Annotated in this window: 16 protein-coding genes and 1 pseudogene; 8 read left to right on the plus strand and 9 right to left on the minus strand. The window is 64.9% G+C overall.

Annotated elements, in window-relative coordinates; all coding sequences use genetic code 11:
- The first annotated feature begins 5 nt into the window (after positions 1–5).
- A complete protein-coding gene (locus ACRQ5B_RS07720) occupies positions 6–1,742 on the plus strand; it encodes an ABC transporter ATP-binding protein (protein WP_432398520.1) in 1,737 nt (578 codons plus the stop codon).
- A 155-nt stretch (positions 1,743–1,897) separates the two neighbouring features.
- A pseudogene (locus ACRQ5B_RS07725) lies at positions 1,898–3,837 on the plus strand (ABC transporter ATP-binding protein).
- A gap of 28 nt (positions 3,838–3,865) precedes the next feature.
- On the opposite strand, the gene ACRQ5B_RS07730 reads toward ACRQ5B_RS07725, so the two are convergent.
- The 5 genes from ACRQ5B_RS07730 to ACRQ5B_RS07750 form a co-directional block, all read right to left on the minus strand.
- Positions 3,866–4,450, minus strand: coding sequence for a hypothetical protein (locus tag ACRQ5B_RS07730; RefSeq protein WP_432398522.1), 585 nt, complete (start codon positions 4,448–4,450; stop codon positions 3,866–3,868).
- Between the two features lie 26 nt (positions 4,451–4,476).
- The gene (locus ACRQ5B_RS07735) at positions 4,477–5,760 is read right to left on the minus strand and encodes a hypothetical protein (RefSeq protein WP_432398524.1); all 1,284 of its coding nucleotides are present in this window, start codon (positions 5,758–5,760) and stop codon (positions 4,477–4,479) included.
- Positions 5,761–6,301: 541 nt separating this feature from the next.
- The gene (locus ACRQ5B_RS07740; RefSeq protein WP_432398526.1) at positions 6,302–6,973 is read right to left on the minus strand and encodes a hypothetical protein; all 672 of its coding nucleotides are present in this window, start codon (positions 6,971–6,973) and stop codon (positions 6,302–6,304) included.
- Positions 6,974–7,038: 65 nt separating this feature from the next.
- On the minus strand, positions 7,039–7,881 hold the full coding sequence (locus tag ACRQ5B_RS07745; RefSeq protein ID WP_432398528.1) for an SIR2 family protein: 843 nt from the start codon (positions 7,879–7,881) through the stop codon (positions 7,039–7,041).
- Positions 7,882–8,061: 180 nt separating this feature from the next.
- A complete protein-coding gene (locus ACRQ5B_RS07750) occupies positions 8,062–8,703 on the minus strand; it encodes a GntR family transcriptional regulator (protein ID WP_432398530.1) in 642 nt (213 codons plus the stop codon).
- A gap of 140 nt (positions 8,704–8,843) precedes the next feature.
- Between ACRQ5B_RS07750 and ACRQ5B_RS07755 the strand changes: the two genes are divergently transcribed.
- Positions 8,844–9,575: an alpha/beta fold hydrolase gene (locus tag ACRQ5B_RS07755; protein ID WP_432398532.1), complete on the plus strand. Its 732-nt coding sequence runs from the start codon at positions 8,844–8,846 to the stop codon at positions 9,573–9,575.
- Positions 9,576–9,607: 32 nt separating this feature from the next.
- Here the strand turns inward: ACRQ5B_RS07755 and tcuA are convergent, their stop codons facing one another.
- The 3 genes from tcuA to ACRQ5B_RS07770 form a co-directional block, all read right to left on the minus strand.
- Entirely contained in the window at positions 9,608–11,077 is a 1,470-nt protein-coding gene (gene tcuA, locus ACRQ5B_RS07760; protein ID WP_432398534.1) for an FAD-dependent tricarballylate dehydrogenase TcuA, read from the minus strand.
- 207 nt (positions 11,078–11,284) lie between these two features.
- Positions 11,285–11,707: a universal stress protein gene (locus ACRQ5B_RS07765; protein WP_290256301.1), complete on the minus strand. Its 423-nt coding sequence runs from the start codon at positions 11,705–11,707 to the stop codon at positions 11,285–11,287.
- Between the two features lie 76 nt (positions 11,708–11,783).
- Positions 11,784–12,443, minus strand: coding sequence for a GntR family transcriptional regulator (locus ACRQ5B_RS07770; protein WP_400160181.1), 660 nt, complete (start codon positions 12,441–12,443; stop codon positions 11,784–11,786).
- A gap of 312 nt (positions 12,444–12,755) precedes the next feature.
- Between ACRQ5B_RS07770 and ACRQ5B_RS07775 the strand changes: the two genes are divergently transcribed.
- From ACRQ5B_RS07775 to ACRQ5B_RS07795, 5 genes are all read left to right on the plus strand, one after another.
- Entirely contained in the window at positions 12,756–13,901 is a 1,146-nt protein-coding gene (locus ACRQ5B_RS07775; protein ID WP_432398537.1) for a PrpF domain-containing protein, read from the plus strand.
- Positions 13,902–13,939: 38 nt separating this feature from the next.
- Positions 13,940–15,037: an ABC transporter ATP-binding protein gene (locus ACRQ5B_RS07780; RefSeq protein WP_432398539.1), complete on the plus strand. Its 1,098-nt coding sequence runs from the start codon at positions 13,940–13,942 to the stop codon at positions 15,035–15,037.
- Entirely contained in the window at positions 15,034–16,809 is a 1,776-nt protein-coding gene (locus ACRQ5B_RS07785) for an ABC transporter permease (RefSeq protein WP_432398541.1), read from the plus strand. The genes ACRQ5B_RS07780 and ACRQ5B_RS07785 overlap by 4 nt, the downstream gene beginning before the upstream one ends.
- Positions 16,810–16,846: 37 nt before the next feature.
- Positions 16,847–17,962, plus strand: coding sequence for an ABC transporter substrate-binding protein (locus tag ACRQ5B_RS07790; RefSeq protein WP_432398543.1), 1,116 nt, complete (start codon positions 16,847–16,849; stop codon positions 17,960–17,962).
- Positions 17,963–18,154: 192 nt separating this feature from the next.
- The gene (locus tag ACRQ5B_RS07795) at positions 18,155–18,901 is read left to right on the plus strand and encodes a haloacid dehalogenase type II (RefSeq protein ID WP_432398545.1); all 747 of its coding nucleotides are present in this window, start codon (positions 18,155–18,157) and stop codon (positions 18,899–18,901) included.
- 108 nt (positions 18,902–19,009) lie between these two features.
- Here ACRQ5B_RS07795 and ACRQ5B_RS07800 read toward each other — a convergent pair whose 3' ends face one another.
- Positions 19,010–19,384: a hypothetical protein gene (locus ACRQ5B_RS07800; RefSeq protein ID WP_432398547.1), complete on the minus strand. Its 375-nt coding sequence runs from the start codon at positions 19,382–19,384 to the stop codon at positions 19,010–19,012.
- Between the last annotated feature and the right edge of the window lie 19 nt (positions 19,385–19,403).

Raw genomic sequence — 19,403 nt, forward strand, 5'->3', positions numbered from 1 at the left:
ACCGGATGCTCTGGAAACTGCTCGTCCAATACCTGCGGCCGCAGCGAGCGCTGCTGCTTGCCGTCGTCGTCTTCCAGCTGGCCGCCTCCATCGCGTCGCTGTACCTGCCCACCTTGAACGCGGACATCATCGACCAGGGCGTGGCTCGCGGGGACACGGACTACATCATGCGCACCGGCGGCTGGATGCTGTTGATCACGCTGCTGCAGATCGCGTGCACCATCGCCGCCGTCTACTTCGGCGCGAAGGCCGCGATGGCGCTGGGCCGGGACGTGCGCGGGGCGATCTTCACCCGGGTGGCCGAATTCTCCGAACAGGAAGTCACCCGTTTCGGCGCGCCCAGCCTGATCACCCGCTCCACCAACGACGTCCAGCAGGTCCAGCAACTCGTACTGATGTCCGCCACGCTGATGGTCACCGCCCCCATGCTCAGCATCGGCGGCGTCATCATGGCCATCCGGCAGGACGTGCAGCTCTCCTGGCTGATCGCGGTCAGTGTCCCGGTGCTGCTGCTGGCGGTGGGCCTGATCGTGACCCGGATGGTGCCGCTGTTCCGGCTGATGCAGACCCGGATCGACACCGTGAACCGGGTGCTCCGCGAACAGCTCACCGGCATCCGCGTGGTCCGCGCCTTTGTCCGCGAGGACATCGAGACCGAGCGCTTCGGCCGCGCCAACGCGGACGTCACCGAAACCGCGCTGCGGGCCGGCCGGCTGATGGCGCTCGCGTTCCCCACCGTGATGCTGGTCCTCAACGTCTCCTCCGTGGCCGTGATCTGGTTCGGCGCGTACCGGATCGAGGACGGGTCCATGCAGGTGGGCACAATGATCGCGTTCCTGAGCTACCTGATGCAGATCCTGATGTCCGTCATGATGGCCACCTTCATGGCGATCATGATCCCGCGCGCCGCCGTCTCCGCGGACCGGATCGGGCAGGTGCTCGGTACAGAATCCAGCGTCCGCCCGCCCGCGCAGCCGGTCAGCCTCGCCGGCGCCGCCCGCGGCGAACTTCAGATGCGCGACGTCGGTTTCGCCTACCCGGGGGCCGAGGCGCCGGTCCTCTCCGATGTCAGCTTCACCGCCCGCGCCGGGCAGACGACGGCGATCATCGGCTCCACCGGCTCGGGCAAGACCACCCTGGTGAACCTAATGCCGCGGCTCTTCGACGCCACCTCCGGCTCGGTCCGGATCGACGGCGTGGACGTCCGCGAACTGCACCCGGACCAGCTCTGGGGGCACATCGGACTGGTCCCGCAGAAGCCGTACCTGTTCTCCGGCACGGTCCGCAGCAACCTGCTCTACGGCAAACCCGACGCCACCGAGGACGAACTCTGGCAGGCGCTGGCCATCGCCCAGGCCGAGGACTTCGTCCGGGCGATGGAGGGCGGCCTGGACGCGCCGATCTCGCAGGGCGGCACGAACGTCTCCGGCGGGCAGCGGCAGCGGATCGCGATCGCCCGGGCGCTGGTGAAACGGCCGGAGCTGTACATCTTTGACGACTCGTTCTCCTCGCTGGACACCGCCACGGACGCGCGGCTGCGGCAGGCGCTCAAGCAGCACACCGCCGGCGCCACCCTGGTGATCATCGCCCAGCGGGTCTCCAGCATCGCGGACGCGGACCAGATCCTGGTGCTCGACGACGGCAGGATCGTCGCCCAGGGCACGCACGAGGAGTTGCTGGAGTCCTCGGAGACGTACAACGAGATTGTGAACTCCCAGCTCGCGGCGGAGGAGGCGGTATGAGCAAGGTCGAATCCCAGACGCCGACGGCGGGCGGCGGACCCGGCGGGCCCGGCGGCAACGCGGCCGGCTACGGCGCGGGCGGCCCGCGCCCCGGCGGCGCACCTTCTCCGGGCGGTTCCGGCGCGCCCGGCGCCGGCAAGGAAGCCCCGCTCCGCATTCCCCGCCCCGCCGGCGGACCGGGCCGCGGCGGCCCGTTCGCCGGGATGAACGTCCCCGCCGAGAAGGCGATGAACTTCGGCCCGTCCGCGAAAAGGCTGCTGGGCGAACTCCGCCCCGAGCGGCTCTGGCTGACGCTGGTGCTGCTCCTCGCCGTCGTCAGCGTGACGTTCTCCGTGATCGGCCCGCGCCTCCTGGGCGAGGGCACCAACCTGATCTTCGCAGGCGTCGTCTCCAAGCAGCTGCCCGCCGGGGTGACCAAGGACCAGCTGATCACCCAGCTGCGCGCCGCGGGGAGAACCAGAAGGCGGACATGCTCGGCGCCATGAACCTGACGCCGGGCACCGGGATCGACTTCACCGCCCTGTCCTCGGTACTGCTGTGGGCGCTGGCGCTGTACGTGCTGGCGTCTGCGTTCATGTGGATGCAGGCATATATCCTCAACGGCGTGGTGCAGCGGACCGTGTACCGGCTGCGCGAACGGATCGAGGCGAAGATCAACCGGCTGCCGCTGCGCTACTTCGACACCGTGCAGCGCGGCGAGCTGCTCAGCCGCGTCACCAACGACGTGGACAACATCTCCCAGAGCCTGCAGCAGTCCATCAGCCAGGCCGTCACCTCGCTGCTGACCGTAGCCGGGGTGCTGGTGATGATGGTGATCCTTTCGCCCACGCTGGCGATCATCGCGCTGGTGACCATTCCGCTGACCCTGGTCACGACGGCGGTGATCGCCAAGCGCTCGCAGAAGCTGTTCGTGGCGCAATGGAAGAACACCGGCGAGCTGAACGGCCAGATCGAGGAGACGTACACCGGGCACGCGCTGGTGAAGGTGTTCGGCCGGCAGCGCGAGGTGGAGGAGACGTTTCGGCAGAAGAACGCGGAGCTATACCAGGCGAGCTTCGGCGCCCAGTTCATTTCCGGGCTGATCATGCCGGCCATGACATTCATCGGGAACCTGGTCTATGTGGGGATCGCCGTGGTGGGCGGCCTGCAGGTGGCGTCCGGGGCGATGCAGCTGGGCGACGTGCAGGCGTTCATTCAGTACTCGCGGCAGTTCACCCAGCCGCTGGCCCAGCTGGGCTCGATGGCGAATCTGCTGCAGTCCGGGGTTGCGTCTGCAGAGCGGGTGTTCGAGCTGCTGGACACCGAGGAGCAACTGACCGACCCGGACGTGCCGGTCACCCCGGAGTCGACGCGCGGGCGGCTGGTGTTCGAGGACGTGTCCTTCGCGTACTCGCCGGACAAGCCGCTGATCTCTTCGCTTTCGTTGGTCGCCGAACCGGGGCAGACTGTGGCGATTGTGGGGCCCACCGGGGCGGGTAAGACCACGCTGGTGAACCTGATGATGCGCTTCTATGAGCTCGACGCCGGCCGGATCACCCTGGACGGGGTGGACGTGGCGCTGATGTCCCGGCACGAGCTGCGCTCGCGGATGGGCATGGTGCTGCAGGACACGTGGCTGTTCGGCGGGACCATCCGGGACAACATCGCCTACGGCCGGCCCTCGGCGACCGAATCGGAGATCCTGGAGGCGGCGAAGGCGACGTACGTGGACCGGTTCGTCCGTTCTCTGCCGCAGGGCTACGACACGGTGCTCGACGACGAGGGCGCCAACGTCTCGGCGGGGGAGAAGCAGCTGCTGACCATCGCCCGGGCGTTCCTGGCCCGGCCCTCGGTGCTGATCCTGGACGAGGCAACCTCCTCCGTGGACACCCGCACCGAGGTACTGGTGCAGAAGGCCATGAGCGCGCTGCGGTCCGACCGGACCTCGTTCGTCATCGCCCACCGGCTCTCCACCATCCGCGATGCCGACCTCATCCTGGTGATGGAGGCAGGTCAGATCGTGGAGCAGGGAACGCATGCCTCACTGCTGGAGGCCGGCGGGGCCTACGCGCGGCTGTACGAGGCCCAGTTCGCGGCGCCTGTGGCGGAGGTTTAGCGGTGCGCCATTAACTAACCAAGCTAGGCTATGAGACCGGACGAGGGGGACAGTTCTCGTCGATGACCTGAATCTTAATGGAGTCCACGATCAGGACAAGACACCAGCGAGAGTCTGTATTAACCGACAAGAAGGGGATTGCCATCGTGGAGTCAAGATGGCCACAAACGACTCTCAGCTTGGCCCCCACGGTACCGATTCCGTCGGCGGAATAAGCGTGAACATACACTGCGACAGTTTCTTCACCTGATATGTGCAAAATCTCGGGCCCGGGGGCATCGCGGATATCTTCCTCGAGCCTGATGGCCCCTGTCTCCGTATTCGCCTGCGCATTTCGAAAGTCAACCGTTCGGTTGTTAGGAAGTTCGGCATGGAGATCAAGGTCTACGCCCTTCCGTTCCCAGGTCAGTTCCACACGCACGTCGCTGCCCAATTCTCGTGCAAAAACCTGTCCGAGGTTGGTCGACTGATCGGCCGAGTTGGAAACGGATTCTGAGGGGATACGAGCGGCGATCAAGGCTCGGAAGGCGTTGAGTGAGTCGTCCTCCCCAGGGCGCATGTAGCGGACGACGTGCGCGCGATCATGAGCATCCGCTTTGAGATTGTCCAGCACCCGGAGGCTGACAGGCCCGTAGGCGGCTAGGACAACGTCAGCTTGGGGGAGCCCCCGGTGTAGTCTGCAAGCGCGTCGGCAGGGTTACGGAGTGCTGACCGAAGGTACTGCTTCACCTCGACTGCGAGAATCGAAGAGTCGGGATCGTCGATTGGCGATCGTACGATACGGAAGTCGGGCTGGATGCTGTTAGTACGACCGTGCCCCACTGGGCTGTGGTACTTGGTGCGCATTTCGGTCCACACAGAGAAGGGGCCCTCTGCGGACTCGAAAGTTGCTAACTCGGCGCCTTTGAAGTCAAATGAGAACCTGCCAGCTTTCACGACAAACGAAAGACGCTGGATACCGATTGCGTCTACAATGCGGGTAAAAACCCACGCGGAGTACAGCTCATGGCGTTTACCCCACATAAGCAGAGAAAATACTTCAATGAGATCTTTGATTTCCTCTTGGACGTAGCGCTCGGAAGTCGGCAGTTCCCTAATCGCATCGTCCAGTGCACCAATCAGAGTCCTGATTAATCCGGTTACGCGTCGTCGGGAAACGCCTAGCGTGGGCGCAGCTGAAGCGCGAATAGCGAGCTCACGTAGTTCTTCGCCGATGGAGTGGTCCCAATAATCGCTGACCATGATATGAGCCTCGTCTATTACGCCTGGATCGCGGGACGCAGTTCCGTAGTCTTCGCGGTTAGGCCAACGTGACACTGCATCAGTGAGGAATTCTTCCCTTACCCGCCACGCTCGAGCAATACCCGAGTCGAGGTATTCTAAGCCGCTCCTAGGTGCTTCCTGCCCGTATGGCGGCCACTCCATTTTAGGGCCCAATCTCGGTGGGGTCTCCACATGAATCGGGGCCAGCAACGCGGTTCCCTCCCGGATTACTTTGGCCAGTTTCCATGCTGGACCTTGTTCCCAACGTCGGACGCTGCGCTTGCTGAGGACGCGGCGACAAATTGATTCCCAATCGCGGAAAGCTTGAACGTCAAATTCGAAGGGTCTGTCATCCGAGTCAAAGTTGAATTCAACTCGCAGGTTTGGCTCCGAAGCCCGCGTGGCCCCGATTGCCTCGTACAGGCTCAAGAGGTCGGTCATCATCACTGCCAGAGGTTTGAGTGCGGTCAATAGACCCTCCACTAGATCCTGGGCTGAGATATCTCTGAGCTCGGAATGAAAGTCTTTTGTATCGGTAAGACCTAGGCGCCCTCGGAGCTCGTCTACGAGGTCGGCGTCATAGTCCTTAGGCCTGAGCCTGCCGTCCCGGGTGAGCTGGCCCCAGCACTCCTGTGCCGTCTGGATAAGATTCTCGTTCATAATCGTCCCCATCGGATAGCTAAATGAAGTTTTAGCAAATTGGTGACAATGAGCATTGCGAAGCCTTCCTGCCCAATCATCGAACAGTTGTGGCTGCACATGGCGACCAAGGATCTCGCCGATAGAAAGCGATGGTCACACTAGAAGACCTCATGAGTCACAGTCGGCAGGCCTATGTGCTAAGTAAGGCAGGACCCTCCTAGGTCAACGGACTCTTCAAGGCGGCCAGGACCTCTTCCAGCAGGTCAGGCCAGCCGCGGCCGCGGCATAGTTCGGCGGTCCTGACCTTAGGGAAGCCCAGACTCAGTCCTTCGCGGATCTTCAACGATGGCTCCTCCCGTCTGTCTGATCTCATGGAACAATTTCCGGTCTCCACGATTCTCAAGGACAAGGGTGGGCTTGCATGCCGGGCGTCCTGACCGGCAAATCATGCCGACCATGTCCCGCGGCCTTACAGCGCGGATCACAGATTCCTGAGGAAGCCTTTAGCCGAAGTAGGCCTGCCGGCCGGCGGACCTCGACCGAATCTTCTGCCGGCGGGTCACGCTTTGTCGAGTCGGCCCGGGCCGTGCCGGAGAACATCATATAAACAAACCGCTTTCGCCCAAACAGTAGTGGGTTTGCCCTGGGCATCAGTTTCGACATGATCAAGCAGGAACTGGCGCAACTCTTCGAGATCGATTTTTTGAGGAGAAATGGCGGGCAGGATCGACAGTGTGAGATGTGGATCTTCGACTAGGGCGAGAACACTGAACGAATCACAGCCCTCGGCCAGCAATCTATTCTTCTTGGAGATGAGGTCAACTGACGTCAAGGCTTCATAACTGGTTTTGGCCCTCTGCTTTACTCGCTCATGCAAACTATCCTCATTGTGCAGGTTGCCATGGGCGTCCAACCGTCCGGCATTCTCAAGGTAGTAGTAGATCGGAGCATTAGTTCCACCCATGAGGTGGTTCTGAAGCACTTGGGTGGAGACTGTCTCCATAGCCTCCGCATTCCCCAGAAGGTCTCGGTTCAGCACCTCGTTGAGCAGGTGCATTCTACTCCATCCCACAAGACCATTTAGGGCCAATTTCTGCCTAATACCAACCCCGATAACTATTTCAATCGTTGACGGATCAACATCTTCTGCAATATCGCGAACAAGCAACGAACCCTTGGACTTGCTAGTGGAAACCAGGTCGTAAACCTGTTCTTTGACCTGCCGAAGCACCTTCGGCGGCAACCGCCGCTTGAGTCGACCAAGCGCCGTGAAGATGCCCGTGAAATCAGCTACCTCTATAGAAATAATCGGGATCTGAAGACCTTCGAAGGCGAGGAGAGTTCGGCTGAGGGATGGGAGACAGCATCGGATTTCCACTGAACGAAAATGAGTCGATCTTGGAGTTTGTGGAGATTTTCAGTCGACAGTATCTTGGCAATATTTTGTATTATTTCTTGGATGTTCTTGTCGGAGAGGGAATACCCCAGGAATATCACTGGGTGTTCTACGAATATTGTCAGGAGTTTTGCGGCAAGGTATTCGTTGCGTTCCTTGAAGTGTCTGTAGTCTTCGTGGGTGAGGACAAGGGTCTCGGGCTTCGAGGCGCTCCCATGGATCATATATATCTCGCCGACGCCCTGAGGGTGGCTAAATAGAAGCTCATCCTGCCCGGCATAGACGGCAAAATCATCAAATATTTCATCCAGCAAGGGGTCGTAGTTCGTGGTTATGACTCCCTCTACGACGGCGGCTTTCATAAGCTGCATCTCCTCGAAGAGAGCACCCTCCTTTGGGACTCTTTTCATCGCCGCCTGCATTCTGCGGGCTACTTCGATTTTCAGAGGTGAGTACCTGTCGAGAGGTTCGGGGAAGAGTTCCCTGCTAGCGGCAAATTCTTTAGCCTCCCACCACTGTTCTCGGAAGCTTTCGGCGATCGCTGAGGCGACATGAGGCAGATCGCCCGCGGAGTCAGCCCGATACCGTTCGTATGGCTTACCGGTGTATGCCGCAAAGTGACGGAGAAGCGCTTCCCAGTCCTCCGTGCCCAAGTAGCGTCTGGACATACCACTGCCGACGAAGAGAAAGGGAGCCGTGTCAAAGCGGGAGAGGTGTGCATGAAGTTCGTCATCTAGCGGCATGTCAAGATCGTGCCAGACATATTGGGTTATGGCCGAAAGGCTCGACTTGTAGTTGAAAACTATGACAGTAAGCGAAGAAAGTGCTGCCGTGTCAACATTGCGGTCCTTGCTGGTAGATGGCGGTGGCGCGGGAGTAAGTGGCAAAGGGGGCTGCGCTCTAACACCCTGCAACGGGAATCCCTAAAGCCGCTGCGGGTCTTCGGCGTACATCTGCAGGCGGATCTCAAGCGCTTCCGTCATGTGGCGGGCGGCAATGTCCCCCGCCACAGTGGCGTCGCCGGCCTCGATTGCGGCGACCAGGGCTTCATAGTCGGCCAGCACCGCGTCCCAGCGGCCCTGGTGGGTGAGGGTGGTCAGCGTGTAGCGGCGGACCTGCTGGTCCAGGCCGGTGAGCAGCCGCATCAGCGACGGGCTGTGGGCCGCGGTCCAGATCAGGCCATGGAACTCCCGGTTTGCCTCGGCCAGCGCCGGCCCGTCGGACGGATCCAGAGCGCGCATGCTCTGATACTTGGCCCGCAGCAAACGGACATCCAGGTCCGTCCGCTTGCGCGCCGCCTTGGCCGCCGCTGCCTCCTCAAGCACGATCCGTGACTCGTAGATGTCCACGATTTCTTCGGCCGTGTGGGTCCGGACGGCCAGGATCTTGCCGCGGCGCTCCAGGAGTCCGTCCTGCTCCAGCCGCTGCAGTGCCTCGCGGACCGGAGTGCGGGAGGCGCCGTAGCGCTCCGTCAGCTTGACCTCGGTGAGGGTCTCGTCCGGCGTGATCGCCGAGCTCAGGATGTCCTCCCGCAGGCGGCTGTAAACCGACTTCTCCAACACCACGCATGCTCCTCACCGGGGCCCGCACCTGGCGTCCACGGGCTACCTTCCGGGTTCCCATCACCCAGCCTGCAGTATACATTTGCATTCAATTGCGGCGCCGAAGCCCGGCGGCCGCTCCCAGCCCCACTGAAGGAGCACCCATGCCCGCCGATATCCTGCTGGTCCACGGGAGCATGCTCGGCGCCTGGTGCTGGGAAGACACCATCGCCGAACTCGCGGCCCTCGGCACGGAAGCCGCCGCGTTCGACCTCCCCGGCCACGGAAACGACGCCACCCCGCGCGGCTCCGTGACGGTGGCAGATTACGTGGCCGCCGTCGTCGACCACCTGGACGATGCCCCGGAACCGGTGGTCCTCACCGGGCACAGCATGGCCGGGTACCCCATCGCTGCCCCGGCCCTGCAGCGCCCAGACAAGGTCCGGCATCTGGTCTACTTCAGCGCCCAGGCCCGCAAACCCGGGCAGTCCTGGGCGGACACCCTGGATCCCGGCATCCGCGAGACCTACGAGCGGGAAGCCGCGGAGCGCGGGGACGGCAGCTACATGGTCCCTGCGGAGGTGGTGGCCTCCCGCTGGCTTTCCTCGCTGGAGCCGGAGAACCCCGCTGTCGAGGCCATCCGGTCCCGCCTCACCCCGCAGCCCGCCGGGCCGCTCTTCGAACCGTGGACCGTGCCCGCCGGGGCCCTGGACGGCGTCCCCGTGACCTACATCTGGCCCGAAGACGACCGGCAGAACACCGAGCGGCGGATGCGGATGTCCCTCTCCAACCTGCCGGCCGCCACCCGGCTGGTCACCATGAACGGGGACCACTGCGCCATGCTCACCGACCCTGCAGGCACCGCGGCCGCACTCCACGCCGTCGTCAACGGGTAGCGGAGAGCGAGGACAGCACCCCAGGAAAGGACTTAGGCGACGGACCCGGCCCGCCGGCCGAACACGGCCCCGGCCGCGAGCCCGCTGCCGCCCGGGTAGTTGCCGCTGAAGAGCCCGCCGAGTGCCTCACCGCAGGCCAGCAGGCCCGGGATGGGTTCGCCGTCGTTATCCAGCACCCGGCCGTAGGTGTCCGTCTTCAGGCCGCCGAACGTGAACGTCACGCCGCAGGTGACGGGGAAGGCGTAGAAGGGGGCCGTCTCCAGCGCCAGCGCCCAGTTGCTCTTGGGCGGCACTACGGCGGCCGCGCGGCCGTCCTTGACGTTCGGGTCGAATGCCTTGCCGGTGTCGATGCCGGCGTTGAATTCTGCCACGGTGCGTTCCAGTCCCGCCGGGTCAATGCCCGCACGCTCGGCCAGGGAAGCCAGGTCATCGGCCTCGATCACCGAGACGCCGGGCATCTCGTACTCCTCGGCGCGAAGCATGGGTCGGGTGGTGGCGTCGAAGAGCTGGTACGCCACCGCGCCGGGCTGCTGCAGGATGTCCCGGCCGTAGCGGGCGTAGGTGTAGTTGCGGAAGTCCGCGCCCTCGTCCACGAACCGCGCGCCGTCCCGGTTCACCACGATCCCCAGCGGGTAGCCGCCGCGGGTGAGCTGGTTGGTCAGTTGGTAGTTGCTCTCGTTCTCCGCGAACCCGGCATCCCAGGCGACGCTGTGGCAGGTGGACCAGTCCCCGCCCTGCGCCGCGCCCGCGTCAAGGGCGGCGCGGATCATCTCGCCGGTGTTCCCCGGGGTGCCGCGGACCTTCGCGTTCTGCCAGCCCTCGCCCAGGTAGCGCTGCCGCATCTCCGGATTCGCCTCGAAGCCGCCGGAGGCCAGGATCACGGACTCCGCCCGCACCTCGCCGGCGGTGCCGCTGGCGTCGTCGCGGAACCGGACCCCGGCCACGCGACCGTCCTCGACAATCAGTTCGGTGACGGCGTGGCCGTAGCGGACGTCGACGCCGACACGTCCGGCCGCCGCCGCGTGGTCCTCCATCAGGCCCTTGCCGCCGCCCACGTTGCCGATGTGCAGGCCACCCCAGAACAGAAACGACCCGTCCGGCCGGCTGTACGCCTGGCGCTCGTACATCAGCCGGTACTTCAGCCCCTGCCGCTGCAGCCAGCGCAGCGTCCCGTGGCTCTCCTCCACCAGCACCCGGGACAGCTCCGGATCATTCCGGCCGCCGGAGACCTTCGCCAGATCCGCGAGGTAATCCTCCTGCGTGTACGGCGGCACCTCGGTGACGGCATGCCGGTCGTCGGGTTCGACGACGTCGGCCAGGTCTTCCAGCCCGCCGTGCGGAATGCGGGTGGCGCCGGCCGTGTAGTAGCTGTTGCCGCCGGCGCGGTCCTTCTCCGACTTCTCCAGCAACAGCACGGAGCGGCCGTTTTCCGCCGCGGCCAGTGCCGCCGTGAACCCGGCGTTGCCGCCGCCCACCACCAGAACGTCCACGTTCTCCACCATTGTCAGGCTCCCAACTTGTTGTTTGAATACGAATGTATACAATAGGATGCAATCCGACAAGAGGCGATGCGAACTGTTGCGGGGGAGGGGCGTAGGAGGCCGGAACGCAGCAGGGAGCCCGGCCATGGTCTGCAAAAATCCAGCCCGGCCGGGCTCCCTGCGTGATGCGCCGCGCCCGCGAGGTGCGCGGGGCTGCTTGGTTTGGCTCTAGTTGGTCTTCGCGATGTAGACGTCGCACGGGGCGTTGTGCGCCACCGTGTTCGCCACGCTGCCCAGGACGCGGCCCAGGCCCTGCATGCGCCGGTTGCCCACCACGATCACCTTCGCCTCGAGGCGCTCGGCCTCGCTGATGAGCACCTCGTGCGGCTTGCCGCGGGCTGCGGTGTAGGTGGTGCTGACGCCGGAGGCGCCGAGCAGGGCGGCCACGCGCTGGGCCACCTTGTGGGCCTGCTCCGAGTCGGAGACTGTCCAGTCCTCGCCCGCGATCTCCACCACTTCGGTCTTGTCGCTGGCGTACGCTGTGACCACGTTGAGGGTGGCGCCCATGGCCTGGGCCAGGTCCGCGGCGGTGCGAGCTGCCTTCATGGCTGTTTCTGATCCGTCGACGCCGACGATGACGATGCCTGACACTGGTCGATCTCCTTCGTTAGTTCCTCATGGCTGTGCTCCCGGATGCCCGTCGGGCACCGGGTGACGTGCGGGGGTCTTACGGCGCAGGGATCTCCTGGGCGTCGATGTACATCTCGATGCGGATGTTCTTGGCCACTTCCAGGTGCGCGCTGGCGATCTTGCCGGCGCGTTCCGCGTCCCGGTCCCGGATGGCGGCGACGAGTTCCTCGTGTTCCTTCAGCACCTGGCTCCAGCGGGCCGGCGTGGACAGCGTGGTGCCGGGGTAGCGGATGAAGTGGACAAGGATGCGGTCCAGCAAATCCAGCAATGCCGCACTGTGGCTCGCAGCCCAGATGCGCTCGTGGAAAGTGCGGTTCACGGCGGCCAACTGCGCCGCGGTGGCCTCCTCGAACTTCAGGTCCACCATGCTCTGGTGGGCGCGCTCGATCAGCATGAGGTCCATGTCCGTATGGCGCAGGGCGGCCGTCTTCGCCGCGGCCTCCTCCAGGAAGGAGCGCACCTCGTACAGGTCCAGCATCTCCTCGGGCCGGTACTCCCGGACCTGCATGCGCGAGCCGATCCGCTCCACCAGGCCCTCGGTTTCCAGCCGGCGCAGGGCCTCGCGGATCGGGGTGCGGGAGACGTTGTACTTCTTGGCCAGGGCGGTCTCCACCAGCTGGGCCTTGGGCGGGAGCTCCTGGGCAATGATCGCGTTGCGGATCATCAGGTACGGGCTCATCAGGGCCGGATTGCTCATCGCTGGTCTCTTCCTCGTGGCAGCAACGGTGTGAACATCAGGCGGGCCTGATGCAACTCACCATACAGTCGAAGGCCATTTTAACACACGGTATACAGATGGTGTTTTTCGTGAACACCGGTCTGTGCCGGGAGGGAGACGCCCGTCACATTTCGGTAACGGGTGTGTGCCAACACACATTTTTGTTGCTCGCTTCTTGCAAACGGTATACATTCGACCAAAAGCGAGGACAGTTTCTTAAAACTGTACCGAAAGTGCTTCAAAGATCGACCGGTACCAACGACGGTACGCAGGCACCATTGAGGAGACACCATGACCAGCCCCACCGGCACGGTCCAACTGGGGGAATCGGACTCCCCACGAACGTCAGTCATTCAGGTCCCGGCCGCCCTGGTTCGCGGCGGGACCAGCAAGTGCTGGATCTTCCGCCAGAGCGACCTGCCAGCGGACACCGCGGACATCGAACGCCTGCTGATCCGCACCTTCGGCTCCCCGGACCTCCGCCAGATCGACGGCGTCGGCGGCGCGTCCTCCACCACCAGCAAGGCGATCATCGTGGACGACCTCGGCTCGGCAGACGGCGTGGTGAACTACCGCTTCGCGCAGGTGGCCATCGACAAGCCCTCCGTGGAGTGGGACAGCAACTGCGGCAACTGCGCCACCGGCCTTGGCCTGTACGCGCTGCACGCCCGGCTCGTTCCCCCGGCCGACGGCGTCTCCCGGGTCACGATCGTCAACACGGTCACCGGGCTGAGCCTGGTCTGCGAGGTCCCCACCCCCGGCGGCGAGGTCCCCACCTACGGCTCGCGGCAGATCCCGGGCCAGTACTACCCGGGCGTCCCCGTTGACATCATCTTCGAGAGCAGCAGCTGGACCAGCTTCGAGACGGAAATGCCCACCGGCCACGCCGTCGACGAGGTCACCGTCCAGGGCCGAACCTTCCACGCCACGCTGATCGATGCCGGCGCCCCGGCGGCGATCTTCGATCCGCGGGACTTCGGCTTCACCGGACGGGAGGACGCGGAGGAGCTGGAGGAACTGGTGGCCCTGGCGCCGGAGCTGCGGGCCGCCGCCGCCAAGGTCATGGGCATCCCCAGCCACCTGACGTCCATCCCGAAGGTGGGCATCGTGGGCCCGCCGCCGGTGGGGGAGACGGGCGTCTCTGCGCGGATGATCTCGATGGGCGCCCTGCACCCGGCGATCGGACTCACCAGCGCCGTCGCCATCGCCGCAGCCTCCGGCCGCGCCGGCTCGATCGTCGCCAACGCCGCCGTCGGCACCTCCGGCAACTCGGGCGAAGCCGACAACACAGACAACGACGGAGGGGACACCCTGGCGATCCACCTCCTCAACGGCGCCACCAGGACCGCCCTGGACGCGCCGGTTCCCAGCAAGGTCGCCTTCCAGCGGTCGGCCCGGGTCATCAGCGAAGGAACCGTGCTCGTCCCCGGCGACTGACCGGGCGGCAGGCAAACCACCATTCACAAGGACGTGTCATGAAAATCAGCATCCAGAATCTGCAGCTCAAATACGGTGACTTCGTCGCCATCGAAAACCTCAACCTCGAGATCGGCGACGGCGAGGCCCTGGTCCTGCTGGGCCAGTCCGGCTGCGGCAAGACCAGCACCATGCGCTGCCTCGCCGGGCTGGAGGAACCCAGCTCCGGCCGGATCATCATCGACGACGTCGTGGTGTTCGACTCCGAAAAGGGCATCAACCTGCCGCCGAACAAGCGCAACGTGGGCATGGTCTTCCAGTCCTACGCCGTCTGGCCGCACATGACCGTCTTCCAGAACGTGGCGTACTCCCTGAAGCTGCAGAAGCTCTCCAAGTCCGAAACCCGGGACCGGGTCATGGAGGTCCTGACCCTGGTGGGCCTGGAAAAGTTCGCCGACCGCGGCGCCAGCCTCCTCAGCGGCGGGCAGATGCAGCGCGTGGCCCTGGCCCGCAGCCTGGTGATGCGCCCCAGCGTCCTGATGCTCGACGAGCCGCTCTCCAACCTGGACGCCCGGCTCCGTGACCGGCTCCGCGTGGAACTCCGCGAAATCCAGCTCCGCCTGGGCCTGACCTGCGTCTACGTCACCCACGACCAGCACGAGGCCTTCGCCCTGGCGGACCGGATCGCCCTGCTGCAGGGCGGCAAGATCGTCCAGATCGGCGGTCCCCGCGAGATGTACGAGACCCCCGCCAGCGCCTCGATCGCGCACTTCCTCGGCGTCTCCAACGTCATGGACTGCGAGTCGGTGGCCGCCCCGGACGGCTCGGCCACCGCCAAGGTGACCGACCACGGACTCACCATCCACTCCGCGCAGCGCGCCGCCACGGCCCCGCAGCAGATGAAGGTCTGCATGCGCGCCGAGGACCTGCAGCTCTCCGCCCAGCCCACCGCGGCCGCCAACGCCTGGAAAGGCAAGGTCCGCGTCGCCGGCTTCCAGGGCAACGACGTCCGCTACGCCGTGGAGCTCGACGGCGGCCTGGAACTGGACGCGCTCGGCACCATCAAGCGCGGCGAACAGCACGAGGTGGGCGACTCCGTCTGGGTCAGCATCGATCCCGCCCAGGTCCAGATCCTCCCGGCGGAGGTGCTGGTATGAGCCTCAAGACCCCGCTGGCGGATCCCGCCGTCGCGGCTTCCCCCGTTCCCGCGTCCTCCCGCGGCACTAAGGCCCTCGGGAACCTGCGCAAGAGCACCCCCGCCATGATCATCATCGCGATCCTGGCCGTGCTGGTGCTCCTGCCGCTGGCTCTGGTGCTGCTCGCCGCGTTCTCCGACGCCGTGCCCCGGCCCGGCAACATCTCCCTGGGCGGCCTCACCCTGGACAACCTGATGCTCCTGGCCAGCCCGGAGGCCCTCGGCGCGCTGGGCAACTCGCTCATGGTGGGTGCCGGATCCGCCGTCGTCGCCCTGGTGATCGGTGCGTTCCTGGCCTTCGTCTGCGCCCGCACCGACGCGCCGATGCGCAAGTTTATCTTCTTCATCGGCATGGCCCCCATGTTCATCCCCGCCCTGGTGGGTGCGCTGGCCTGGTCCCTGCTGTCGTCCCCGAGCGCCGGCTACCTGAACATCCTGCTCCGCGACCTCGGCATCGACTTCGTCATCAACATCTACAGCCTGCCCGGCCTGATCTTCGTCCTCGGCATCTTCTACGCCCCGTACGCGTTCCTGCTGATGCACAGCTCGCTGTCGATGATGAACGCCGACCTTGAGGAGGCCGCCACCGTCCACGGCGCCACCCTCAAGACCATGCTCCGCACCGTCACCCTGCCGCTGGCCCTGCCGGCCGTGCTGGGTTCGGCCATCCTGGTCTTCGCCCTGACCATGGAGAACTTCCCGGTGGCGCAGGTGATCGGCAACCCCGCCGGCATCGACACGCTTCCCACCTACATCTACCGGCTGATGAGCGCGACGCCGGCCAAGAGCAACCAGGCCGCCAGCATCGCGATCGTCCTCACCGCGGCCCTGCTGGTCATCACCGTGATCCAGCAGCGCATCATCAACAAGCGCAAGTTCACCACCGTCACCGGCAAGGGCAACCGTCCCCGCCAGGTGCCGCTGCGGAAGCTGCGCTGGCCGTTCACCATCCTGGCCCTGGCGTACTTCGCCGTCGCCGTCGTCCTGCCGATGCTCGCGCTGCTGGCCGCCTCCATGCAGGCCACCCCGTTCGTCGCCTCCATCGCCCAGCTCTTCGAGACCGGGGCCATGAGCTTCGCCAAGCTGGCCGACGTGCTGGCCTCGCACGACTTCCAGCTGGCGCTGCGCAACAGCGTGATGGTGGCGCTGCTGGCCGCGATCGCCGGCACCACGCTGAGCTTCATCGCCTCCTATGTCCGCTACCGGACCAAGACCCGCGGCGGCCAGCTGATCGAACTGATCGCCATGACGCCGCTGGCGGTCCCCGCGATCGTCATGGGCATCGGCCTGCTCTGGACCTGGCTGCTGCTGCCGGTCCCGGTCTACGGCACCCTGCTGATCCTGGCGATCGCCTGCGTGGCCGTGTTCCTGCCGCAGGGCTACCGGGGCATCTCGGCGTCGATGCTGCAGATGGACCAGGACCTGGAGGACAGCGCCGTCATGCTCGGCGCCCGCCGCTCCAAGGCAATCGTGAACGTGACCCTGCCGCTGATGCGGGTGGGCATCACGTCCTCCTTCCTGCTGTTCCTGATGCTCTCGATGCGTGAACTGAGCGCCTCGATTTTCCTCTTCACCTCGAACACCCGGATCCTCTCGATCCTGGTCTTCGACAACTTCGACAACGGCCAGAGCCAGTCGGCCGCGGCCGTCAGCGTCCTGTACATCGTCGTGATCGCGGTGCTGGCGGTGATCGCCCAGAAGGTGGGCGCCGACCGCAAGCTCGAGACCAAGTAACGCTTCCCACACCACACCATTTGAAAGGGTCTAAACAATGAAGTTAGCGTCCAAAATCCCCCTGCTCGGCCTCGGCGTCGTCCTCTCCCTGAGCATGGCTGCCTGCGGCGGCGCCGCCGCGAGCAACAGCGTGGTCACCGCCACGGCAGAGGTCAAGACCGACGACGGGCTGGTGATCAACGGCGAGAACATCGCGGACAAGGCCACCTATGACAAGGCCAAGACCCAGACCCTGAGCCTGTACTCCGGCTACACCGAATCCTCCGAGAGCGCCCTGGTGGCCGCCTTCACCAAGGACACCGGTATTAAGGTCAACGTGGTCCGCCTGACCCCGAACAAGCTGGCCGAGCGCGTCCAGTCCGAACAGGGTGCCGGCAAGCTGGGCGCCGACGTCATCCGCACCTCCGACTACCGGATCGCCAAGACCCTGGAGGACGCCAAGGTCTGGAAGGCCTACGACGTGCCGGGCGCCTCGCAGTTCAAGGACGTCTCGGTCGACGGCGGGCAGTTCACCCGCATGTTCAACTCCGTCTACACGCTGGGCTACAACACCCAGCTGGTCAAGGATGCGGACGCCCCGAAGTCCTGGAACGACGCCGTCAGCGGCAAGTGGCAGGGCAAGCTGGGGATCGTCCAGGGCGGCTCCGGCGGCAGTACCGCCTCCCTGAACCGCTTCATGGAATCGAAGCTGGGCGGCGACTACTTCGCCAAGTACGCCGCGCAGAAGCCCACCATCTACGACTCCCTGGGCGCCGAGGCCACCGCGCTGGCCCGCGGCGAGGTGGCGGTGGGAACCGTGACCATCAGCGGTACCAATATCTCCGCCGTGCAGGACAAGGCTCCCGTGAAGTTCATCGTCCCGGACGAGGGCCTGGTGGCGTACGACTACTACCTGGGCATGGCCGGGTCCGCCACGAACGTTGAGGCGGCCAAGGTGTTCATGAACTACAACCTGTCCAAGCAGGGCCAGAAGGTTTTCGCACAGCTGGGCGAATACCCGGCCCGCACCGACGTTGAGCCGCCCACCATCATGGGCATCAAGCTGCCGGCCGCCGACTCCGGCAAGGTCTACCGCATGGCCAACACCGACGCGATCAGCTTCGGCAAGGACGACCTGGCCAAGTGGAACAAGGTCTTCGGCTACAGCAAGTAACCCGCAAGCTGCCCGGGCCTTTACCGGCCCGGGCAACGAACCGCAGTGGGGCGGCGAATGATGGTCACCGGGACCATCGCCTATTCGCAACGTGCGCCGCCCCGCTGCGGCTTCTTTATGCCCTTTTGCAATCCGCTAGGCTCGGCACATCCGAGCCCCGGCGAACGCCGTCCCGTCTGCGAAGGAGCAATGATGCCCCGCGAGCCCTACAAAGCGCTCCTGTTTGATGTCCAGGGCACCCTCACCGATTTTCGGACCACCCTGCTGGACCACGGCCGGACCGTCCTGGGCGACAGGGCCGCGGCGCTGGAGTGGCCGTCGATGGTGGATGAGTGGCGGACGGCCTACCGGACCGCGGTGGCGGAGTTGTCCGGGGCGCGGCAGTGGCGATCGGTCCGTTCCATCTACACCGACGGGCTGGCGGACATCGTTCGACGGCGCGGGCTGGAGCATGTGGTGACGGCCAACGACATCGCTCTCCTCACGGCCGGGTGGGAGCAGTTGCGGCCCTGGCCGGACGCGGCCGCGGGACTGCGGAAGCTACGGCAGTCGCACCTCGTGGCGGCCCTGTCCAACGCCGACCTCTCCGCCGTCATCTCGACCTCACGAACGTGCGGCTTCGTCTGGGATGCGGTCTTTTCCGCGCAGCAGTTCCGCGCGTTCAAGCCTCATGAGTCGACCTATCTGGGCGCGGCGGCCCTGTTGGGAGTGGACCCGGCAGGGATCCTCATGGTGGCTTCGCACCGGTATGACCTGGATGCCGCCGCGGAATTGGGTCTGGGGACAGCGTTCGTCTACCGGCCCGATGAATACGGGCCGGGCGGCAACCCGGACCAGGCATCGGCCGGCGACTACGACGTCGTCGTGGAATCGATCGAGGAGCTCGCCGAGGCGCTCAACGCCGGAGCCGTAGCTAGCCCTCCTAGCACTCGCCCTTGATGACGAAGTACGAGCCGCGGATGGTGCTCCGCGGCGGTCTGATCATTGACCGAGCGGCTGGCGGCCGCCCGGTCAACGGTCAGATGCCTCCCATGAACTGGCAGTCAGCTATGCTGCGGCGGATTTGTTGTACCGGCCATTGCGGCGCAGCCAAAAATAAAGCACGATCGAGGCGCCAACGGACAGCAAGGGAACAGCCCACAGCGCGGAAGCCGAACCACGCAGCAGGACGGCACAGGCAACGACGGTAGCCGCCCCGATGCCCACGCCCGGTGACGCAGTCGAAAGGCTGCCTACGACATCTTTCCTGAACTGTCCGTGCACGGACGTCAAGATGACAATGGCCGTCAGGAGCGCCAGTGACGCCCCGAGGAGAATGAACCCCTCAGCAAGGCCGATGATAGCGACTCCGGCTGCGAAAAAAATGCTGAGAAGAACCCAGTAAGAGTCTCTTGCTGGACCATTTGGATTTTTTTGGTTCATTGATTCGATCCTAACAACC

It is taken from the genome of Pseudarthrobacter sp. L19, assembly GCF_050859435.1.
Classification (GTDB): Bacteria; Actinomycetota; Actinomycetes; order Actinomycetales; family Micrococcaceae; genus Arthrobacter.